We start from the raw sequence: 20597 nt of genomic DNA on the forward strand, positions 1-20597 counted from the left end.
CTCTCAAAACCGCCGAGACATCCGAAATCATTCCCGGTCATGGGAAACCGCAGCCAGGGATCAGCTTTCGTTCCCTCCACTCTTTTCCCCGGAGATCGTTCTTTTGGAAATTCCTTCCTCCCCATTCATATTAATCCATTTAATCTATAGACATAATTAAATGGAGAGAATGGCAATGAGCATCGAAAAATCCGGAAGCGGTCTCGGAAGACGAGACCTGTTGAAACTGTCCGCCGCGGCCGGGGTTGTCGTCGCCGGTGCTTCACTCATCGGGCAGAAGCCGGTTTTTGCAGCCGAAGAGCCGTCGCTGAAAGGCAAGCGCATCGCCATCAGCGCCACCGGCACCGATCACTTCTTCGACCTGCAGGCCTATAATGCCCAGATCGAAGAGGTAAAGCGCCTCGGCGGCGAGCCGATCGCCGTCGATGCCGGGCGCAATGACGGCAAGCTGGTTTCGCAATTGCAGACGCTGATCGCCCAAAAGCCGGATGCGATCGTGCAGATCCTCGGTACGCTCAGCGTCATCGATCCCTGGCTGAAGAAGGCGCGCGATGCCGGGATCCCGGTCCTGACCGTCGACGTCGGCTCGACCAATTCCATCAACAACACCACCTCCGACAATTGGGGCATCGGCAAGGACCTGGCGCTGCAGCTCGTCTCCGATATCGGTGGCGAAGGCAATATCGTTGTCTTCAACGGCTTCTACGGCGTGACCCCCTGTGCGATCCGCTACGACCAGTTGGTCAATGTCGTCAAATATTTCCCGAAGGTGAAAATCCTGCAGCCGGAACTGCGCGACGTCATCCCGAACACCGTGCAGGACGCCTTCACGCAGATCACGGCCATCCTCAACAAATATCCGGAAAAGGGTTCGATCAAGGCGATCTGGTCGGCCTGGGACATTCCGCAGCTGGGCGCGACCCAGGCTCTGACGGCCGCAGGGCGGACCGAGATCCGCACCTACGGCGTCGACGGCAGCCCGGAAGTCTTGCAGCTCATCGCCGATCCGAATTCGCCGGCCGGCGCCGATGTCGCCCAGCAGCCGGCGGAAATCGGCCGCACCGCCATCCGCAACGTCGCCAAGCTGCTCGCCGGCCAGACCCTGCCGCGCGAGACTTATGTTCCGGCGCTGCTCGCCAACAAGACCAATGTCGGCGAAGTCACCAAGAAGCTCGGCATTGGCTGACACTGAACACGAGCGAGCCGGCCATGACCGGATCGCTCGGAATTTGCCCGGAGAGATCGACATGACGGCCATTTCGTTGAAGCAGCCGGTGACGGCACGCAACGACATCCTCCGCTTCGAAGGCATCGTCAAGCACTTCGGCGGGGCACAGGCGCTTGCCGGCGCGTCGCTGATCGTCAGGCGCGGTACCATCCACGGTCTCGTCGGCCAGAACGGCGCCGGCAAGTCGACATTGATCAAGCTGCTGGCCGGTCTTCACCAGCCGGATGGCGGCCGGATCGAGATCGAAGGGCAAACTTTCGACAGGCTGACGCCGCATCTTGCCGAAGAGCTCGGCATCCACTTCATTCACCAGGACCGGCTGCTGGTGCCGACTTTCACTGTCGGCGAAGCCTTGTTCCTCGGCCGGGAGCCGCGCATATCAGGTACGCCCTTCCTCGACCGGCGACTGATGCAGCGGCGCGCATCCGACATTCTCAACGACTATTTCGGTATCCGCTTGCCGAACAGCGCGCTGATCGGCGAATTGTCGACCGCCGAAAAGCAGATCGTGCAGATCACCCGCGCCCTCCTCAATCAGCCGAAAGTGCTCGTCTTCGACGAGCCGACCGCCGCCTTGGTGCGCCGCGAGGCCGATATCCTCTTCCGGCTGATCCGTCGTCTGCGCGACGAGGGCGTCACCATCATCTATATCTCGCATTACCTGAACGAAATCGAAGAACTCTGCGACCACGTCACCGTGCTGCGCAATGGGCTTGATGTCGCCTCCCTGCCGATCGGCGACACCTCGGCTGGTGCGATTGCGCGGCTGATGGTCGAGCGAGACATCCAGGAGATGTTTCCGAAGCCGCAGGTGACGCCGGGCGAGGAAATCCTCAAGGTCGAGCAACTGTCGGCGCCGGCGAAATATAGCGACGTCAGTTTCACGCTTCGCCGCGGCGAGGTGCTCGGCCTCACCGGCCTGCTCGGCTCCGGCGCCAAGGAGCTGGTCCGCACGCTCTTCGGTCTGGAGACAGCGGCGTCCGGCCGTATCGAGATCAGCGGCGAGGCTGCCCGTTTCACCAATCCCACCCAGGCGGCCGGCCGCGAAATCGCGCTGGTGCCGGAAGATCGGCGTCGCCACGGCGTCGCGCTCGACCTCAGCGTCGCGGAAAATATCAGCCTTTCGAGCCTTGGCCGCTTCACGCGCTTCGGCTTTGTCGATCGCAGGCGCGAACGGGATGAAGTCGATGCCCTGATTAGTCGGCTGCAGGTGAAAACCAATGGACGCGATGCCCTGCTGCGCACGCTGTCAGGCGGCAACCAGCAGAAGATCGCCATTGCCAAGTTTCTGAGCCGCCGCTCCGAGGTCTATCTCCTCGACGAGCCGACGGTTGGCGTCGATATCGGTTCCAAGGTCGAGATCTATACGTTGATCGGCGAACTCGCGGCGCGCGGCGCCGGCGTCGTCGTGCTGTCTTCGGATCTGCCCGAACTCGTTGGCATCACCGATCGCATCCTTGTGCTTTTCCGCGGCCGCGTGGTGCGGGAATTTATATCGTCGGAGACCACGGCGGATGCCGTGCTGGCGCAATCGACGGGATCATCCGAGGGACAGCGTCATGTCGGCTGAAGTGGAATTCGCGCCTTCCGGTTTTTCTGCTGCGGAACCGACTCCCCGGCCGGCCGGCAATATTGCAGCGGCCGCGCTACGCTTCGGATCGTTGATCGCCTTCGCCGCCATCCTGATCGTCTTCTCTCTGACCGCCCCCTATTTCCTCAGCATCGGCAATATCGGCAACGTGCTTGGCCAATCGGCCATCTCAGGCGTGCTTGCCATCGGATTGACGATCGTGCTGATCGCCGGCGGCTCCAATGTCGTCACCGGCGGCATCGACCTGTCGCTTGCTGCCAATATGGGCCTCAGCGCCGCCGTCTATGCGAGCCTGACGCAGCTCGGCTACGGCGACGCGACGGCGATCGCGGCGGCGATCCTCACCGGGGCGCTGATCGGCACGGTCAATGCCATTGCCGTCGTCTATGCCGGCATCGTGCCGCTGCTCGCCACGCTTGCCGTCATGAACGTCGTCGCCGGCCTGGAATTGGTGCTGACCGGCAATACCGTCCTGCCGGCCTCGACACCTTTCCTCTCGGCGCTTTCGGCCTCGGATCCTTTCGGCATACCGGTTCTCGCCTATGTGCTCCTCGGCTTTACGGCGATCGCGACGGCGGCCGTGCAATATACCCCGCTCGGCCTGCGTCTCTACGCTGTCGGTGAGTTTCCGGATGCGGCGCGTGCCGCCGGTCTGCCGCTTCGCCGGCTACTATCAGGTGCCTTCGTCGCCAGCGGCGTTTCCGGCGGCATCGCCGGCATCCTGTCCGTTTCCTATCTGAGCGGCAGCACGACCGGCGCCGGCGAGATGCTGCTGCCCGTCGTCGTCACCGCCCTGCTCGGCTCGGTCTTTTCGCGCCGGCTGGTTCCGACAGTCACCGGGACGCTGCTTTCGGCCCTTTTGGTCGGCTTCCTGGTCAACGGTTTCCAGCTGCTGAATATTTCGAGCACCCTGGTCAGCGGCGTCCAGGGCGTGCTCATTCTCATCGTCGTTTCCGCAACGACGCTGCTGCGCCGGCAGGAGGTCTGATCATGTCGCTCCATACCCCTACCCCCGCCACGATAGGCTTGCCGCGTCTGATCGCCGGCGGCCTGGTGCGTTATGGGTTGATCCTCGCCCTGGTTGCGGTATTCGCCGCCTTTTCCCTGACAACGCCGACATTCACAACGCTGGCGAACCTGCAGAGCATCCTGGTCAACAATTTCACGCTGCTTGCCATCGTCTCCATCGCCATGACCTTTGCCGTCGCGTCGGGCGGCATCGATCTTTCGGTGGGAACGGCAATGGATTTCGCCAGCTTCGCCTTCGTCTCGCTCGTCCTCGCCGGGCAGCCGGTGGCACTCGCCGCGCTCGCAGGACTGGCGGCCGGGGCGGTCGTCGGCGCCTTCAACGCGCTCTTGATCTCCGGAATCGGCGTGTCGCCGTTCCTCGCCACGCTCGGCACGCTGTTCATCGGCCGCAGCGTTCAGCAACTGCTGACCAATGGCGGCAATCCGGTCTATCTGCCGCCGAACGGCGTGCCGGAGGCCTTCCGCTTCCTCGGCCACGGCACGGTCGCCGGCTTTCCGGTGCCGCTGGCCGCGGCCATCGTCGTCATCGCAGCCGCAGCGGTGGTTTTTGCCCGCACGCGTTTCGGCCGTGTCATTCTGTCGATCGGCATCCAGCCGGGTGTCGTGCGCTATTCCGGTATCGCAGCGCCGGCTCATGTCGCGGTGACCTTCATCCTGGTCGGGTTGATCGCGGCCATCGCCGGCCTGATCCTGACGGCAACCGTCACCACCTACATTCCATCCTCCGGCAATGCCTTCCTGCTCAATGCCATCGGCGCCACCTTCATCGGCACGACGCTCAGCCCGCTCGGGCGCCCGAATGTCGGCGGGAGCGTCCTCGGCGCGCTGCTGCTCAGCATCGTCGCCAACGGGCTGCTGCTGACCGACCTGAACTTCTATTGGCAGCAGGTCGGCACGGGAACGCTGATCTTCGCCGTGCTCGCCCTGAGCTTCATCAACAGAAAGGCTGCGGGCGGCGCGTAAGAGCCGGGAGCGGTTCTATCCCGCCGAGGCGTCCGAAATCATTCTGGAGACGGCATTCTTCCAGCCGATGATCTTGGTCTGCCGCTCGGTCTCCTCCATCGAAGGGCTGAAGCGGCGGTCGCAGGCCCAGGCCTGCGCAAACTCCCGCCTGCCGGGCCAGATGCCGCCTTTCGAGCCGGCAAGCCAGGCAGCACCCAGCGCCGTCGTCTCGCGGATCGCCGAGCGGTCGACGGGGTTGCCCGTCATGTCGGCGAGGCACTGCATGGTCCAATCCGAAGCCGCCATGCCGCCATCGACACGCAGCACCGTTTCCAGCTGGTTGACGCCCCAGTCCTTCTTCATCGCCACCAGCAGATCGAGCGTCTGGTAGGCGACGGATTCGAGCACGGCGCGGGCAAATTCCGCCGGCCCGCTGTTGCGCGTCAGGCCGAAGATCGCGCCGCGCGCGGCCGGATCCCAATAGGGGGCGCCGAGGCCGGTGAAGGCCGGAACGATATAGACCTGCTGTCCGGGATCGGCCTTGGCCGCAAGCACCCCCGCCTCCGACGCCTGGCCGATGATGCCGAGGCCATCGCGCAGCCATTGCACGGCCGCACCCGCGATGAAGATCGAACCTTCGAGGGCATAGGTCGTCTCGCCGTCGAGCCGGTAGGCGATCGTGGTCAGCATCCGGTTGGAGGAGGAAACACGGTCCCGGCCGGTGTTCAGCAGGGCAAAGCAGCCGGTGCCGTAGGTGGATTTCATCATGCCGGGCTCGAAGCAGGCATTGCCCATCGCCGCCGCCTGCTGGTCGCCGGCAACGCCGAGGATCGGAAGCTCCGCACCGAACAACGCCTTGTCGACGCGGCCGAAATCATCGGCGCATTCCCTGACCTCGGGAAGCACCGCAGGGGGAATACCGAGAATGCCGAGAAGCTCCTCGTCCCAGGCACCGTCATCGATATTGTAGAGCAGCGTTCTCGATGCATTGGTCGCATCGGTGGCATGCACACGGCCGCCCGTCAGATTGTAGATCAGCCAGCTGTCGATCGTGCCGAAGCAGACATCGCCTGCCTCCGCCTTCTCACGCAGACCGTCGACATTGTCGAGGAGCCAGCGCAGCTTCGTTCCGGAAAAATAAGGGTCGAGCAACAGCCCGGTCTTGGCGCTGAACAGCTTCTCGTAGCCGTCGGCCTTCAGGCTCTCGCACATTTCAGCCGTGCGCCTGTCCTGCCAGACGATCGCGCGATGAAGCGGTGTTCCGGAATTGCGATCCCAAACGACCGCCGTCTCGCGTTGGTTGGTGATGCCGATCGCGGTAATGTCGCCGGTCTGTATGCCGGCATCTGCAATCGCCTTGCGCACCGTGTCGATCACGGACAGCCAGATCTCCGTGGCGTCATGTTCCACCCATCCGGGCTGCGGATAATATTGGGTGATCTCGGCCTGCGCGGAGCCGGCCATTTTCATGTCGCCGTCGAAGATGATCGCGCGCGAAGACGTCGTGCCCTGGTCGATTGAAAGAATATAGCCGCTCATATCCGTCTCCGGCTCGCACGAAACCGCTCCGCCCGGCAAGGAGGGCAGACGCGGAGGTTTCATGAGAGAAAGATTGTGGGTGCCACCGGCCGTAGCCGGTGGCGGGAAGTGATGGCCGGAAGCCTCGTTGCCTCCGGCCGAGGTCCGCCTTACTTCGACTGCCAGCTCTTGACGAGTTCGTCGTAGTTGACAGTGACCGGCTTTTCCTTCTCATTCTCGATCTTCAGCTGCGGTGCAAGGTTGCCCTTCTTCACCGCATCCGCGTTCCAATAAGCGAGATCATGCTCCTCGGCGAGTTTCGGGCCGATATCGCCCTGGACGCCCGATTTCTCGATGCGACCCATGACCTTCTCCTGCTCGCCGCAAAGAGAGTCCATGGCTTCCTGCGGCGTCTTGGCGCCGGCAGCGGCGTCACCGATAGCCTGCCACCAAAGCTGAGCCAGCTTCGGATAGTCGGGAACGTTGGTGCCGGTTGGCGACCATTGAACACGGGCCGGCGAACGATAGAACTCAATCAGACCGCCGAGCTTCGGAGCGCGCTCCGTAAAGCTCTTGTCGCGAATGGTGGATTCGCGGATGAAGGTGAGACCGAGCTGGCTCTTCTTCACGTCAACAGTCTTGGAGGTCACGAACTGTGCATAGAGCCAGGCAGCTTTCGCGCGGTCCGTCGGGGTCGACTTCATCAACGTCCACGAGCCGACGTCCTGATAACCAAGCTTCATGCCGTCTTTCCAGTAAACGCCATGCGGGCTCGGTGCCATGCGCCATTTCGGCGTACCGTCCTCATTCATAACAGGCAGGCCAGGCTTGACCATGTCTGCGGTAAACGCCGTGTACCAGAAGATCTGCTGCGCGACGTTACCCTGTGCCGGCACCGGACCGGATTCCGAGAAGGTCATGCCCTGAGCTTCCGGCGGTGCGTACGCCTTCAACCAATCGAGATACTTCTGGATCGAATAGACCGATGCCGGGCCGTTGGTATCGCCGCCACGCGCGACGCACGAACCGACCGGACGCGAATTCTCGTCGACCTTGATGCCCCATTCGTCGACCGGAAGACCGTTCGGCAGGCCCTTGTCGCCGTTGCCGGCCATCGACAGCCAGGCGTCGGTGAAGCGCCAGCCGAGCGACGGGTCCTTCTTGCCGTAGTCCATATGGCCGAAGACCTTCTTGCCGTTGACGTCACGGCCGGTAAAGAATTCGGCAATGTCTTCATAGGCCGACCAGTTGACCGGAACGCCGAGATCGTAGCCGTATTTCGCCTTGAAATCGGCCTTGTTCTTCTCGTCGTTGAACCAGTCGTAGCGGAACCAATAGAGGTTGGCGAACTGCTGGTCGGGAAGCTGGTAGAGCTTCTTGTCCGGCGCGGTCGTGAACTTGGTGCCGATGAAGTCGTCGATATCGAGGCCGGGATTGGTAACGTCCTTGCCTTCGCCGGCCATCCAGTCGGTCAGATTGCGCACCTGCTGATAGCGCCAGTGCGTACCGATCAAGTCGGAGTCGTTGACCCAGCCATCATACAGGTTCTGCCCGGTCTGCATCTGCGTCTGGATCTTCTCGACAACGTCACCCTCTTGAATGACGTCGTGCGTGACCTTGATGCCGGTGATCGCAGTGAAGGCCGGAGCCAGAACCTCGGACTCATACTTGTGAGTGGTCAAGGTTTCCGAAACAACCTTGATGTCCATACCCTGGAAAGGCTTCGCCGCATCGACGAACCATTGCATTTCCTTTTCCTGGTCGCCGCGAGAGAGCGTCGACACGTCGCCGATCTCTTTGTCCAGGAAAGTCTTTGCCTCGTCCATGCCGGCATAGGCCGACCCGGTCATGGCCAGCAGTACCGCTGCTGTCGTCGTCAATAAATGCCTTCGCATGATATCCTCCCAGGGTTTTGCGATTGCAGTCTTCACGTCTCAGGCGGCCAGAAAAACCCCGGCCATCTGCATCAGTTTGCCTCACACGTAACGGAATACGCCGACGGCGTAGACAACGGAGAGAGCGAGAGCCCACCAGAGGCTTGATCCCGCGAGACCAAGCCAGGCAAGATGGATAAAGGCGCTGCCGAGCAGCGAAAGGAAAAGCCGGTCACCGCGCGTCGTCTCGAAGCGCAGGATTCCGATCCGCGGGTTGCCGCCCGGCACGGCATACTCCCAGACCCCCATGCCGATCAGCAGCAATGCGATAACGATGAAGAACGCGGCCGTCGGCCAGGTCCATGCCATCCATGAAAAATCGGGAAGCGAAAAGCCCATCAAACCCTCCCCAGGGCGAAGCCCTTGGCGATGTAATTGCGCACAAACCAGATCACCAGCGCCCCTGGGATCAAGGTCAGAACACCCGCGGCGGCGAGCAAGCCCCAATCCATGCCGGATGCGGAGACGGTACGGGTCATGGTGGCAGCGATCGGCTTCGCGTCGGTAGTCGTCAACGTTCGTGCGATCAGCAACTCGACCCAAGAGAACATGAAGCAGAAGAAGCAGGCGACACCTATGCCGCTCGCAATCAGCGGCGTGAAGATCTTCAGGAAAAACCGCGGGAACGAATAGCCATCAATATAGGCCGTTTCGTCGATTTCCTTCGGCACGCCGGACATGAAGCCTTCAAGTATCCAGACCGCAAGCGGCACGTTGAAGAGGCAATGCGCCAATGCCACGGCGATGTGCGTATCGATCAGTCCAAAGGCTGAGTAGAGCTGGAAGAACGGCAGGGCAAAAACCGCCGGCGGCGCCATCCGGTTCGTCAGCAACCAGAAGAAAAGATGCTTGTCACCAAGGAACCGATAACGGGAAAAGGCATAGGCCGCCGGCAGCGCGGCTGCCACCGAGATCACCATGTTGATCACGACATAGGTGATTGAATTGATGTAGCCGGAATACCACGCCTTCTCCGTGAAGATCGTCACGTAATTGGCGATCGTCGGGTTATGAGGATAAAGCGTCAGAGAATTGACGATTTCCGCATTGGTCTTGAAGCTCATATTGACGAGCCAATAGATCGGCAGCAGGAGCACGATGATATAGATCGTCGGAACCAGCCACCACCAGCGCGATTCCTCGCCGCGCCGGCGCATCAGACGGCTTACTTCATCGGAGGAGAGACCGCTTGCGACACTGGTAACGCCTGAGATTTTTCGGCTCGCTGTCGTTTCGTTGGAGGCGCTCATTTCAATTCTCCGCGTCGTGGCTTGTCATGACGGTGTAGAACACCCACGAAAGCAGCAGGATGATCAGGAAATAGATCAGCGACATAGCAGCGGCCGGACCGAGGTCAAACTGTCCGAGGGCGGTCTTGACCAGATCGATCGACAGGAAAGTGGTCGCGTTGCCGGGACCGCCGCCCGTGACGACAAAAGGCTCGGTGTAGATCATGAAACTATCCATGAAACGCAGCAGCACGGCGATCAGAAGAACGCGTTTCATCTTTGGCAGCTGGATATAGCGGAATACGGCCCAACGAGACGCACCGTCGATCTTCGCTGCCTGATAGAAAGCATCCGGAATGGAAACGAGGCCGGCATAGCAGAGCAAGACGACCAGGCTCGTCCAGTGCCAGACGTCCATGATGATGATCGTCACCCAGGCGTCGAGCGGATCCTGCACATAGTTGTAATCGATGCCGATGGCATTGAGGGAATAGCCGAACAAACCAATGTCGTTGCGGCCGAACACCTGCCAGATCGTGCCGACAACGTTCCACGGGATCAGTAGTGGCAGCGCCATCAGAACCAGGCACACCGGCACGCCGATGCCCGATTTCGGCATGTTGAGCGCAATGAAGATACCGAGCGGGATCTCAAGAGCGAGAATGATCAACGAAAAAACCAGATTTCGCTGCAGGGCGGCCCAGAAACGGTCGGAATGCAGGATTTGGGTAAACCAGTCCGTTCCGTTCCAGAAGAACTGGTTGTTTCCGAAAGTGTCCTGAACGGAATAGTTCACAACCGTCATCAAGGGAATGACGGCCGAGAATGCCACCAGCACGAGGACCGGCAGGACCAGAAACCACGCTTTGTTGTTCCAGGTTTTTTCCATGATCAAGCCTCCGGTCCGGCGCGCCAAGAGTCGGCATAGATACTGATCCCCGACGGTTCGAAGGTCACCCGGGGATCAGCCGGAATTTCCCCGTCTTCAGGGACGACGATCGCGATCGGCTGGCCGGCAAACTGCGCGCGGACGATCTTCTGTCGGCCGATATCTTCCACCTTGCTGACGGTTACAGGCATGCCCTCGCGGCCGACCCTGATAAACTCGGGCCGGATTCCAAGCTCTACCTTGGCCGCTGCCGCAGTCTTTGGCGCATAGTCGAGTGTCAGCGCGTGCTCGCCGACCCGAACCGTGCGGCCTTCCACCTTGGCTGGCATGAAGTTCATGCCTGGAGAACCGATGAAGTAGCCGACGAAGGTATGGCTCGGACGCTCGAAGAGCTCGGCCGGCGTGCCGATCTGCACGATCTCGCCATCGTACATCACCACGACTTTGTCGGCGAAGGTCAGCGCCTCCGTCTGGTCATGCGTGACATAGACCATCGTAAAGCCGAACTGCTTATGCAGCCGCTTCAGCTGCGACCGCAGCACCCATTTCATATGCGGATCGATAACGGTGAGCGGCTCATCGAAGAGAATCGCGTTCACATCCGAGCGCACAAGGCCGCGGCCGAGCGAAATCTTCTGCTTTTGGTCCGCCGTCAAACCGCGCGCGCGCCGCTTGGCCCAGTCTGAAAGATCAATCATCTCCAGTATTTCGCGGACACGACGATCAACATCAGGCTCCGCGACTCCGCGGTTGCGCAAGGGGAAAGCCAGATTGTCATAGACGGTCATCGTGTCGTAGATCACCGGAAACTGGAATACCTGCGCAATATTTCGCTGCTGCGTCGGCAGGTTCGTAACATCCTGTCCGTCGAAGAGAATTCGCCCTTCGGACGGTTGAATGAGGCCGGAAATGATATTGAGCAGCGAGGTCTTTCCGCAGCCTGAAGGTCCGAGCAGCGCATAGGCACCGCCGTCGTTCCACTCGTGGTGCACTTCCTTGAGAGCGTAGTCCTTCTCGCTCTTCGGGTTCGGCCCATAGGCATGTCGAATATGATCGAGGGTGATACGTGCCATGATCTTCTCCTAGCCCCTCTGCCCGGCGATGGTGATCGCCCGGCCGTCCGCGCCGAACGCCATCAGGTGGCGCGTATCGATGAAAACGGAAAGGTCCGTGTCCGGATCGATATTGTGGATGCCGTGCGCAAGCATCACCCAGCGGGTGCCGGCAAATTGTAGATGCACGAAACTTTCCGATCCCGTGATCTCCGAAATCTGTGTCCGTGCTATCAGCTGCGCCGAATCAGCCGTCTGGGCGGTTGGTGCAAGATGATGCGGGTGAAACGCGATCGTTGCCGGCCCGTCCGGCACGTTCTGAAGATGCGGCGGCACGGCAAAAATCACGGCGCCATCGCGCAGGAAATTGCCTTCCGATTTGACCAGATCAATAAAATTCAGCGGCGGGTCGGCAAAGGTTTTCGCCGTCGTCAGATCGAGCGGATTGCGATAGACCTCGATCGTCGGGCCGAACTGCGTGATCCGGCCCTCGTTGAGCGCTGCCGTATTGCCACCCAGCAACAAGGCTTCGGAGGGTTCCGTCGTGGCATAAACGAAGATCGCGCCGGACTGGGCGAAGATGCGCGGCAATTCCTGCCTCAACTCTTCACGCAGCTTGTAATCGAGATTGGCGAGCGGCTCGTCCATCAGCACCAGGCTGGCATTCTTGACCAGGGCGCGGGCCAGTGCCGTGCGCTGCTGCTGGCCGCCGGACAGATTGAGCGGCGTGCGGTCGAGATAGGGCGTGAGCTTCAGAAGCTCGGCCGCCTTGCGCACGTCGCGGTCGATCGTGGCGGCATCCTTGCCCGATATGCGCATCGGCGAGGCGATGTTCTCGTAGACGGTCAGCGCCGGATAGTTGATGAATTGCTGGTAGACCATGGCAACGTTGCGTTTCTGCACCGGCATGCCGGTGACATCGACGCCGTCGAAATGGACGGAGCCGCCCGTCGGCCGGTCGAGGCCGGCCATCAGCCGCATCAGCGACGTCTTGCCCGACAGCGTCGGCCCGAGCAGGACGTTCAGCGTGCCTCGCTCGAGGACCAGATCGGTCGGATAAATGTGATAGTCCGCGCCCACCATCTTGGCGGCGTTCCGCAGTTCCAGCATTCCGATTCCCGTGCCTCCACGCAGCGGGGACCACAGGGCTCCTATCCGGCCATCGCCGGCATGGCAGCCATGTACTCCTCCAGTGACTGAGCCTGCTCCTTCGAAAGGCGCAGGCCATCTTTTGTTCTCCTCCACAGCACGTCTTCGGCGTGCCGGGCCCATTCCTGTTTAACGAGATAGGTGACCTCGGCCTCGTAGAGATCGCCGCCGAACAGCCGTCCGAGATCGTCGATGCCGCGGGCATCGCCGAGCAGCGCCTCGGCCCTGGTGCCATAGCGGCGCACCAGGCGGCGGGCATGCTGATCGGCGAGGAACTGATAACGCCGCTTCAGCTTGTCAACTTGTGCCTCATAGCCGCGGACCGGGAAGTCGCCGCCCGGCAGATGGCTTTTGGCCGTCCACGGGGCGCCCTTGACGCCGATGGCAGCACCGATCTTCTCCAGCGCATGTTCGGAAAGCCGGCGATAGGTGGTGAGCTTGCCGCCGAAGACGTTGAGCAACGGTGCGGCACCTTCGCCTTCCAGCTTCAGCACATAGTCGCGCGTCGCCTCCTGTGCCTTCGAGGCACCGTCGTCATAAAGCGGCCTGACCGCCGAATAGGTCCAGACGATATCTTCCGGCTTGACCGGCTCTTTGAAATATTCCGACGCCGCATTGCAGAGATAGACGGTCTCCTCTTCGGAGATCCTGACATCCTTGGGATCGGCGGTATAGTCGCGGTCGGTGGTGCCGATCAGTGTGAAGTCGCACTCGTAGGGGATGGCGAAGATGATGCGGTTGTCGGGGTTCTGAAAGAAATAGGCTCTCACATCGTCGAACTTCTTTTTCACGACGATATGGCTGCCCTGGACGAGGCGGACATGATGGGCTTCGTTCTGGCCGAAGGCGGAACGAATGACATGGTCGACCCAGGGACCGGCGGCATTGACCAGCATGCGGGCCTGATGGCTGTCATTGCGGCCGGTGACCGTATCGGTGGTCTCGATATGCCACAGGCCCTTCTCGCGCCTTGCCGACACGACTTTGGTGCGCGGCATGATGGTCGCCCCCTTGTCGGCGGCGTCGCGGGCGTTCAGCACCACCATCCGGGCATCGTCGACCCAGCCGTCGGAATATTCGAAGGCCTTGGCAAACAGCGCCTTCAGCGGCTTGCCGGCCGGATCGCGGCGCATGTCGAGCACCGAGGTCGGCGGCAGCAGCTTGCGGCCGCCAAGGTGGTCGTAGAGGAAGAGGCCGAGCCGGATCAGCCAGGCCGGACGGATGCCGCCCTTGTGATAGGGCAGCACGAAGCGCAGCGGCCAGATGATGTGCGGCGCCATCGCCCAGAGGATTTCGCGCTCCATCAGCGATTCGCGCACCAGGCGGAATTCGTAATGCTCGAGATAACGCAGGCCGCCATGGATCAGCTTGGTGGCGCCCGACGAGGTGCCCGAGGCGAAATCGTTCATCTCCGCCAGCGCCACCGAATAGCCGCGCCCAACAGCATCGCGCGCAATGCCGCAGCCGTTGATGCCGCCACCGATGACGAATATGTCGTGAATCTCCCGGCCCAATATCCCCTCCGAGCCCCGCTGCAGATTTCGCATCGCACAAAACTTGCGCAATTGCGAAAGTGACATCAGTTAAAACGAAAGAAATACGAATGTCAAACGAATGTTTCGCAGATCACCACCTTGATCTGGACGATTTTTAGGCCGGATCAGGATAAAATGAGAATTGTCATCTGAATCAAAGGCATAGAGCATCGTGCGCTTTCGAAAGGCGCTGACGCTTTTCAGCCCTATCCGCTAGCGCAATCTGCCGTTCGTTTCGATCAGCTTCACATTGTTTTCGAGGCAGAGATTGCGGATCGACGCCACCGGACAGTGGTCGGTGATGAAGGTATGGACCTGCGAAAGCTGGCCGATCCTGACCGGTGCAGTGCGTTCGAACTTCGTCGAATCGGCAACCAGGATGACATGCCTGGCATTGGCGATGATCGCTTGAGCCACCTTCACCTCGCGAAAATCGTAGTCGAGAAGCGCGCCGTCCACGTCGATCGCCGACGCGCCGATCACGGCGTAATCGACCTTGAACTGACGGATGAAATCGACGGCCGCTTCACCGACGATCCCGCCGTCCGAACCACGCACGACCCCGCCGGCGATCACCACCTCGATCGCCGGAAAGGAACGCAACCTATTGGCAACGTTGATATTATTGGTGATCACCATCAACTCGTGGTGATTGGCGAGCGCCTCGCCCACCGCCTCGGTCGTCGTTCCGATATTGATGAAGAGCGAGGCGCCGCTCGGGATCAGCTCGACCGCGGCAATGCCGATCGCCTGCTTCTCGGAAGCGGCGATCTGTCGGCGCGCCTCGTATTTGACGTTCTCGGTGCCGCTCGGGAATGTGGCACCGCCATGAATACGTGTCAGCACCTGTGCGTCGCAGAGATCGTTCAGATCCTTGCGGATCGTCTGCCGCGTCACGGAAAAGCGAGAGGCAAGCTCCTCGACCAGAACCCTGCCGCTCGATTTCGCAATCGCCACGATTTCGGTTTGCCGGTCGGTCAAGAACATGGGCGCATACCTTTCGTATCTGCTTTCGTTTTAAAGAAAGCGAAGGGCAGCGCAATGCCTATCTGTTACCAGTTCGCCCTCGCGGCTCGAATCTCACGCTATCGCTTCCGCATCACGTTGACGATGAGCACACCGAGGATTGCCATGACGCCACCGACCGCACCGAGCACCGTTGGCGTTTCGCCCAGCCAGACAAAACCGATTAGCGTGGCGACCGGCGGAACGCCGTAGAGGAAATTCGAAGCGCGGGCGGCCGTCAGCCGCTTCAACGCGATCGCCCAGGTGAGATAGCCGATCACAGTGGGGAAGATGACGAGATAGGCAACGCCCCAGTTCACTTCGGCCGGTGCGGCCGCGAGCGCCTGGATTGTCGCCGGGACGGCCGGAAACAGCGGCACGGAACCGATGAGCAGGATCCAGGCGGTGACGGCAAGCGCCGGCAGCCGTCCAAGCAGCGGCTTCTGCAGCACGCTGGCGATCGCCGAGCAGAGCGCTGCACCAAGGATCATGACCGCATTTGGATCGAGATTGAAACCGTCGTCGGAGGCGACTGCAATCAGCGCTACGCCGCCGAAGGAAACCGCGGTACCCCCCCAGCCCCAGCGGCCAAAGCGCTCGCCGAGCGCGAATGTGGCAATCAGGGCAGTGAAGACGGGCATGGTGTTGATGATGAAGCTCGCCGGCCCTGCCGCAACCGTCTGCTCGCCGGTGTTCAACAAAACCGCATAGGCGGCGATGAAGAGCACGGCGGCAATGGAGAGGCGGAGGAAATCGCGCCTTTCCGGCATCGGCCGGTAGATGGCGAGGTAGACGAGGGCGATGGCGCCGGCTGCCACATAACGCGCCGTCGCCAGTTCGATCGGCGTCAGCGGTCCGAGACAGATGCGGATCACCACGAAGGAGGACGCCCAGAAGAGGATGGTAACGAGGATCGCGGCAAAGGCCACCAAATCGAACCCGCCTTGCTGTTTCGCCGTAACCGGTGCGCTTGCCGCCATGCTCATTTTCGCCTCCATCTGTTTCCGTGAGAATGGATTAGGCCTTCGATCCGTGCTTGAAAAGCATCGCAATCGATGATCAAATGTGCGTATGGTTCACAGCTCGCCCGTGCTTCCGCCCCTCGACACGCTCGAGACCTTTGCCCGCGCCGCCCGGCTCGGATCGTTTTCGGCCGCGGCCGAGGAAAGCGGCATCACGCATGGGGCGGTGTCGCGGCAGGTCTCGCGCCTGGAGCGCTGGATGGGCGTGCGGCTGTTTGCCCGCGAAGCCCGAGGTGTGCGCCTGACGCCGGAAGGTATGCGGTTTTTCGCGCGGGCGGAGGAAGCGCTGGCGCTACTCGGCAATAGTGGCGAGCGCTGGCTGCCCCGCCGCAACAAGGCGGTAGTGCGCCTTTCGGTAACGCCCTCCGTCGCCTCGCTATGGCTGTTTCAGCGCCTGCCGAAGCTTGAGGGAAACGAGTTGCATGTCGAGTTGACGCTCGAACACCGGCTGGCGGATTTCGGCGAAGGCACGGATCTTGCCATCCGCTGCGGCAAGGGGCCGTGGGCCGGCGTGCGCGCCCTGCCGCTCTGGAAGGAGAAATCGTGTCCGATCGCTGCCCCGGCGCTGGCGGAGCAGCTCGGACAGCGCTCCGATGCCTTGTCGCTGCTCGAACTGCCGATCCTGCACGATTCGAACATCGAAGGCTGGCGCCGCTGGCTCGCCCGCGAGGGTGTCGACTATACGCCGCGCGGCCATGACCGGCGCTTCGAAGACTATAATCTGGTGATCGACGCCTGTGCGCAGGGGCTCGGCATCGCGCTGGCGCGACCGCCGCTGTCGGATGCGGCGCTGGCGGCCGGGCGCGTCGTCACTGTCTCGGAACGGACGCTCGATTATCACGTGGCCTTTCACCTGATCCGCCCGGACGATGCGCTTCGAAGCCCCGCCATCGAATTTGCCAGCCGCTTCCTGCGTGAGGCCGGCCATGACGCGGCGACGATCGCCGCCTTTATCGCACCCGGCCGGCCGAAGACGTAAGCGGAAGATGCGGCACCGGCCGCATCCGGGTCGTTATTCCTCCGGGAACTTCAGGCGCATTTCCTTCGCCAGTTCGAAACCGGCAGCCCTATAAACGGGTTCGCCGGCATCCGAGGCATGGATGACGACCGTCGTGCAGCCGATCGATTTCAGATAATCGACGGCCTTGTTGGTCAGCGCCAATGCGATGCCGCGCCGACGGAAGGCGTCGGCGACATAGACGGACCAGATATAACCGAACAGCCGCTGTTCCGGACGGATGACCTCCGGAAACGGCGATTGGTGCAGCTGGCAGGATGCAGAACCAGCGATTTCACCGTCGACGATCGCAAGGAACGAGGTCAGGCGGCGCTCTTCGCGACCGCTTCTGATGAAAGACAAGATCCGCGCCGCCGCATCGGAGCTGTAGTGTTCCGGTGGTGTGCCGTAGCTGTCCCAGATCTTCAGATAGTGCCCCACCAGGACCTCGTCCTCGTCGGGCGTTGCCATTCGAATATCCATCATGTCGTGATCCGGCTTGGGCATGCGAGGGCGCGAAATCGCTCCTCAGAAGAGTTGGCGCCTCCCCACCGCGATGGGCAGGAGGCGCCAAAAGAGAACATCAATTCGCTGCCGTCAGCGTCATCGAGGCGCTGCCTGCCGCAACGTTGAGGCCGAGCTGGCCGGTCAGGCTGACCGTCTGCAGATGGATCGAGCCGGAGGTACCGCCGACCAGGAGATTGGCGCCCACACCGGCGCCGAGCGTGGCTTCGGCGCTAGCGCCGACATAGAGGCCGGCGAGCGAGCCGCGGTGATAGCCGGCGGTCGGCGCAAACACGGCCCAGATCAGGCGGCTGCGCGTGGTGAAACCAAGGTCGATGCCAAGTTTTCTCACTTCGCCGGTATAACGATCCGAAAGCTCGTTGCCGACGGTCGACTGGAAAATGCAATCGGCTTCCTTGGATGAACCGAGCACATAACCCGTGCCGCCGCCGATATCGCAGGTAAGATAACCGATCTTCACGCCATTGCGCAGGTCCGGCTCTTCATATGTCCTTGTGACGAGGTCGGCTGCATTGGCCACCCCCGCTCCGACAAAGGTCAACGATACCGCGGCAAAGGCCGTCGCAAGAATTTTGTTCATAAGTCTCTCCTTCTCAAATCGTGACGGGAGCATACCCGGCTACTCGCCACCAGATTCGGCAACAGATAACGGACGGAACCGCAAAACGATCCCGAACCGGCATCATTTACGCATCGCATGTCAAAGCGCATGGGAAGGCGCAAGCGACAAACAAGCCTACGGTTCAGCCCCATTGGGACATTTCGAAGGCACCTTTTCGCGGCATTCGATTATTTCATGATCTTATCCGGAATGGTTGCCAGAAAGGCACATCGATCTCGACCGGTGACATCCGGCTGAGCGGCCGGTGACCACAAGGCTCGGTCTGGCCGCCTCTGTTCATTTGCGGCGCTACCATTTCTGCCGAAGCCAGAGTGTCAGGAAACCGGCAACGACAGCGGCAGCCGCGCTGAACAGTATGGGGCCCAGATAGCTACCGGTTTTATCGAATACGAGCCCCGCCATTGTTGGCCCCAGCAAAGCAGCCACACCCACGGCCGTATAGAGATAGCCCAGTATCGTTCCGATATGACGGGTGCCGAAGAGATTGGCGGCGACGGCCGGATAAAGGCCGACACAGCCACCATAACTCGCCCCGAACAACAGGGCGAAAAGCACCATCATGGCCATGCCGTTGGCAGCGGACCACAGGACGAATGAGCCGGCAACAGCAAAGGTAAGAATTGTCAAAAGGCGCAAGGAACCGATGCGGTCGCCCAAACCGGCCAGCACGAAACGCCCAAAGATGTTTCCGACGCCGATGAGCGCTATAAGGATTGTACCGCTTTCAAGCGACAGACCCATGTCATGCGCTGCCGGGACGATATGCACATAGGGAATGAATGTGCAGAACGACACCAAGAGCAGCATGATGTAGAACAGGCTGAAACGGCCATCGCGCCATACGGTGAAAGGGCTGGGCCGGTCGCTGGATCGCAGTTCTGAAGGAATGCTGTTGTCTTGGCGTCTACGCACGAGCATTGCCGCCGGCAGACCGATTGCGGCTATGACAACCGCCAAAGCGATGAAACATCCACGCCAACCAAGCCCGGAGACAAGCCGGCCGGTCGTAAACGGCAGCAAGAGTGTGCCGAGGCCGATGCCGGCCGTAGCAATGCCTGACGCGCGGCTCCGCTTGAGGATAAACCAAGACTGCACAACTCCAACCGCCGGAACATAAGAGAGGCCGATCCCAACCCCCACCCCGGCACCGTACCAAATGTAGAGCGAGGCCAGCGACTGTGCCTGGCTGGCTCCGACGTAACCGATGATCATTGCCACCAAACCGGTCGCTATGACGGCGCGGGACGACCAGCGATCGGCAAGCGGGCCGGCGATTGCGCCCAGCGAATAGAACACCAAAGCCGAGATGGAGAAGACAAGCGCGATCTCGCCACGCGATGCCGCGAATTCCTCGGAAAGACCGGGAAACACAGCGGAGAAGGCGTAGGCTGATCCGAAGGTTACAGCTGTCAGCGCATGCGCTCCACCGACGACCCACCATCCGCTTGGTGAGTCCGCGTCTTCGGACAGTGAAACAGGTGAAAATATGGATGGCAAAATCAATCGGCCTTTCAAAATACTTATCGCTCGGAGTATTGCGCAGTCCCGCACCGACGCAAGTCGCAACGCAATGCCTGCATGATTTTCTCACGCGCGAGTTGTCACACCATCCCTAACGATAAATTCCTCGCGCAAGTCAGCGGTTCATGCGATGCAAGAAATCGACGGGAGAGGCAGCGGATCGCAACGGTGTGATGGCTATGGAAACTGTTGAAAAATCGAATAATTCCAATCCACATTTGCCAGAGGGATATTCTCTGGTCCCCAAGGGTAAACTGGCAAATGCCGTCACCTGTCTGGAGATGACGGAGAAGCCGGCCTCCAGGGAAGCCAAGCTTATCCCTGGGATCTCTTTGGAGCGGATGACAGCTCCCGATCTGATGGCATATCGCCAGCTTTTCCGGCTGGTCGGAGAGGATTGGATGTGGGTTTCGCGCTTGGTCATGCCCGATGACAGGCTGACGGCCATTATCAACGACCCGCTGGTGGAAATATACGTCCTCCTGGCGGACGGACGACCGTCCGGCATGCTGGAGCTTGATTTCCGGCAACATGGCCGGTGTGAACTGGTTTTCTTTGGAGTTGCCAAAAGTTCGATCGGAACCGGTGCGGGGCGCTATCTCATGGACAAGGCGTTATCGATTGCCTGGGCGCATCCCATCGAACGGCTTTGGGTCCACACCTGCCACTTCGATCATCCGAATGCATTGCCGTTCTATCAGCGGTCCGGTTTCAAGCCATATGCTTTCATGGTCGAAGTGGCAGATGATCCCAGACTAACCGGTGTGTTGCCAAGGACGGCAGCGCCTCATATCCCAATCCTCGATTAG

The 20597-nt window shown here is 60.9% G+C and carries 19 protein-coding genes; 6 read left to right on the forward strand and 13 right to left on the reverse strand.

Annotated elements, in window-relative coordinates:
* Positions 1–175 precede the first annotated feature (175 nt).
* The 4 genes from NE851_RS04840 (at position 176) to NE851_RS04855 (ending at position 4811) form a co-directional block, all read left to right on the forward strand.
* Positions 176–1186: a sugar ABC transporter substrate-binding protein gene (locus NE851_RS04840; protein WP_254955486.1), complete on the forward strand. Its 1011-nt coding sequence runs from the start codon at positions 176–178 to the stop codon at positions 1184–1186.
* Positions 1187–1247: 61 nt separating this feature from the next.
* Complete coding sequence (locus NE851_RS04845) at positions 1248–2798, forward strand: sugar ABC transporter ATP-binding protein (protein ID WP_254955487.1); 1551 nt, start codon at positions 1248–1250, stop codon at positions 2796–2798.
* On the forward strand, positions 2788–3807 hold the full coding sequence (locus NE851_RS04850; RefSeq protein ID WP_254955488.1) for an ABC transporter permease: 1020 nt from the start codon (positions 2788–2790) through the stop codon (positions 3805–3807). The genes NE851_RS04845 and NE851_RS04850 overlap by 11 nt, the downstream gene beginning before the upstream one ends.
* Positions 3808–3809: 2 nt before the next feature.
* On the forward strand, positions 3810–4811 hold the full coding sequence (locus NE851_RS04855; RefSeq protein WP_254955489.1) for an ABC transporter permease: 1002 nt from the start codon (positions 3810–3812) through the stop codon (positions 4809–4811).
* A gap of 15 nt (positions 4812–4826) precedes the next feature.
* On the opposite strand, the gene glpK is transcribed toward NE851_RS04855, so the two are convergent.
* The 10 genes from glpK to NE851_RS04905 all read right to left on the reverse strand — a co-directional run bounded on the left by glpK (position 4827) and on the right by NE851_RS04905 (position 16099).
* Positions 4827–6329: a glycerol kinase GlpK gene (gene glpK / locus NE851_RS04860; protein WP_254955490.1), complete on the reverse strand. Its 1503-nt coding sequence runs from the start codon at positions 6327–6329 to the stop codon at positions 4827–4829.
* 149 nt (positions 6330–6478) lie between these two features.
* Positions 6479–8203, reverse strand: coding sequence for an ABC transporter substrate-binding protein (locus tag NE851_RS04865; RefSeq protein WP_047613501.1), 1725 nt, complete (start codon positions 8201–8203; stop codon positions 6479–6481).
* 81 nt (positions 8204–8284) lie between these two features.
* The gene (locus tag NE851_RS04870) at positions 8285–8581 is read right to left on the reverse strand and encodes a DUF2160 domain-containing protein (protein ID WP_018246653.1); all 297 of its coding nucleotides are present in this window, start codon (positions 8579–8581) and stop codon (positions 8285–8287) included.
* Positions 8581–9492, reverse strand: a complete 912-nt coding sequence (locus NE851_RS04875) for a carbohydrate ABC transporter permease (RefSeq protein ID WP_003552208.1) — start codon at positions 9490–9492, stop codon at positions 8581–8583. Before NE851_RS04875 ends, NE851_RS04870 begins: the two co-directional genes overlap by 1 nt.
* A 1-nt stretch (position 9493) precedes the next feature.
* Entirely contained in the window at positions 9494–10360 is an 867-nt protein-coding gene (locus NE851_RS04880; protein WP_047613241.1) for a carbohydrate ABC transporter permease, read from the reverse strand.
* A gap of 2 nt (positions 10361–10362) precedes the next feature.
* Positions 10363–11433 (reverse strand): ABC transporter ATP-binding protein, encoded by a 1071-nt coding sequence (locus tag NE851_RS04885; protein ID WP_047613243.1) that lies wholly within the window; start codon positions 11431–11433, stop codon positions 10363–10365.
* Positions 11434–11442: 9 nt separating this feature from the next.
* The gene (locus tag NE851_RS04890) at positions 11443–12522 is read right to left on the reverse strand and encodes an ABC transporter ATP-binding protein (RefSeq protein ID WP_047613245.1); all 1080 of its coding nucleotides are present in this window, start codon (positions 12520–12522) and stop codon (positions 11443–11445) included.
* A gap of 41 nt (positions 12523–12563) precedes the next feature.
* On the reverse strand, positions 12564–14075 hold the full coding sequence (glpD, locus tag NE851_RS04895) for a glycerol-3-phosphate dehydrogenase (RefSeq protein WP_047613502.1): 1512 nt from the start codon (positions 14073–14075) through the stop codon (positions 12564–12566).
* Positions 14076–14309: 234 nt separating this feature from the next.
* Positions 14310–15083, reverse strand: a complete 774-nt coding sequence (locus NE851_RS04900; RefSeq protein ID WP_254955491.1) for a DeoR/GlpR family DNA-binding transcription regulator — start codon at positions 15081–15083, stop codon at positions 14310–14312.
* A 98-nt stretch (positions 15084–15181) separates the two neighbouring features.
* Complete coding sequence (locus tag NE851_RS04905) at positions 15182–16099, reverse strand: DMT family transporter (RefSeq protein WP_080759871.1); 918 nt, start codon at positions 16097–16099, stop codon at positions 15182–15184.
* Positions 16100–16172: 73 nt separating this feature from the next.
* Between NE851_RS04905 and NE851_RS04910 the strand changes: the two genes are divergently transcribed.
* The gene (locus tag NE851_RS04910) at positions 16173–17102 is read left to right on the forward strand and encodes a LysR family transcriptional regulator (RefSeq protein ID WP_047613248.1); all 930 of its coding nucleotides are present in this window, start codon (positions 16173–16175) and stop codon (positions 17100–17102) included.
* A 33-nt stretch (positions 17103–17135) separates the two neighbouring features.
* On the opposite strand, the gene NE851_RS04915 is transcribed toward NE851_RS04910, so the two are convergent.
* The 3 genes from NE851_RS04915 to NE851_RS04925 form a co-directional block, all read right to left on the reverse strand.
* Complete coding sequence (locus tag NE851_RS04915; RefSeq protein WP_245434846.1) at positions 17136–17603, reverse strand: GNAT family N-acetyltransferase; 468 nt, start codon at positions 17601–17603, stop codon at positions 17136–17138.
* Between the two features lie 100 nt (positions 17604–17703).
* Positions 17704–18225, reverse strand: a complete 522-nt coding sequence (locus NE851_RS04920) for a DUF992 domain-containing protein (protein ID WP_047613250.1) — start codon at positions 18223–18225, stop codon at positions 17704–17706.
* Between the two features lie 330 nt (positions 18226–18555).
* Entirely contained in the window at positions 18556–19770 is a 1215-nt protein-coding gene (locus NE851_RS04925; RefSeq protein ID WP_097622814.1) for an MFS transporter, read from the reverse strand.
* 197 nt (positions 19771–19967) lie between these two features.
* Here NE851_RS04925 and NE851_RS04930 point away from each other — a divergent pair, with 197 nt between their 5' ends.
* Positions 19968–20597 (forward strand): GNAT family N-acetyltransferase, encoded by a 630-nt coding sequence (locus tag NE851_RS04930; RefSeq protein WP_097544705.1) that lies wholly within the window; start codon positions 19968–19970, stop codon positions 20595–20597.

This window comes from Rhizobium anhuiense bv. trifolii (assembly GCF_024346605.1).
In the GTDB taxonomy this organism is placed as follows: Bacteria; Pseudomonadota; Alphaproteobacteria; order Rhizobiales; family Rhizobiaceae; genus Rhizobium; species Rhizobium anhuiense.

What these genes read in the sequence shown, in the direction of transcription:
- NE851_RS04905 (WP_080759871.1), bottom strand. Translation starts at nt 16,099, where the DNA reads ATGGAGGCGAAAATGAGCATGGCGGCAAGCGCACCGGTTACGGCGAAA.
- NE851_RS04875 (WP_003552208.1), bottom strand. Translation starts at nt 9,492, where the DNA reads ATGAGCGCCTCCAACGAAACGACAGCGAGCCGAAAAATCTCAGGCGTT.
- NE851_RS04915 (WP_245434846.1), bottom strand. Translation starts at nt 17,603, where the DNA reads ATGGATATTCGAATGGCAACGCCCGACGAGGACGAGGTCCTGGTGGGG.
- NE851_RS04910 (WP_047613248.1), top strand. Translation starts at nt 16,173, where the DNA reads ATGGTTCACAGCTCGCCCGTGCTTCCGCCCCTCGACACGCTCGAGACC.
- NE851_RS04930 (WP_097544705.1), top strand. Translation starts at nt 19,968, where the DNA reads ATGGAAACTGTTGAAAAATCGAATAATTCCAATCCACATTTGCCAGAG.
- NE851_RS04900 (WP_254955491.1), bottom strand. Translation starts at nt 15,083, where the DNA reads ATGTTCTTGACCGACCGGCAAACCGAAATCGTGGCGATTGCGAAATCG.
- NE851_RS04845 (WP_254955487.1), top strand. Translation starts at nt 1,248, where the DNA reads ATGACGGCCATTTCGTTGAAGCAGCCGGTGACGGCACGCAACGACATC.
- NE851_RS04855 (WP_254955489.1), top strand. Translation starts at nt 3,810, where the DNA reads ATGTCGCTCCATACCCCTACCCCCGCCACGATAGGCTTGCCGCGTCTG.
- NE851_RS04890 (WP_047613245.1), bottom strand. Translation starts at nt 12,522, where the DNA reads ATGCTGGAACTGCGGAACGCCGCCAAGATGGTGGGCGCGGACTATCAC.
- NE851_RS04920 (WP_047613250.1), bottom strand. Translation starts at nt 18,225, where the DNA reads ATGAACAAAATTCTTGCGACGGCCTTTGCCGCGGTATCGTTGACCTTT.
- NE851_RS04880 (WP_047613241.1), bottom strand. Translation starts at nt 10,360, where the DNA reads ATGGAAAAAACCTGGAACAACAAAGCGTGGTTTCTGGTCCTGCCGGTC.
- NE851_RS04885 (WP_047613243.1), bottom strand. Translation starts at nt 11,433, where the DNA reads ATGGCACGTATCACCCTCGATCATATTCGACATGCCTATGGGCCGAAC.
- glpK (WP_254955490.1), bottom strand. Translation starts at nt 6,329, where the DNA reads ATGAGCGGCTATATTCTTTCAATCGACCAGGGCACGACGTCTTCGCGC.
- NE851_RS04840 (WP_254955486.1), top strand. Translation starts at nt 176, where the DNA reads ATGAGCATCGAAAAATCCGGAAGCGGTCTCGGAAGACGAGACCTGTTG.
- NE851_RS04865 (WP_047613501.1), bottom strand. Translation starts at nt 8,203, where the DNA reads ATGCGAAGGCATTTATTGACGACGACAGCAGCGGTACTGCTGGCCATG.
- NE851_RS04850 (WP_254955488.1), top strand. Translation starts at nt 2,788, where the DNA reads ATGTCGGCTGAAGTGGAATTCGCGCCTTCCGGTTTTTCTGCTGCGGAA.
- NE851_RS04870 (WP_018246653.1), bottom strand. Translation starts at nt 8,581, where the DNA reads ATGGGCTTTTCGCTTCCCGATTTTTCATGGATGGCATGGACCTGGCCG.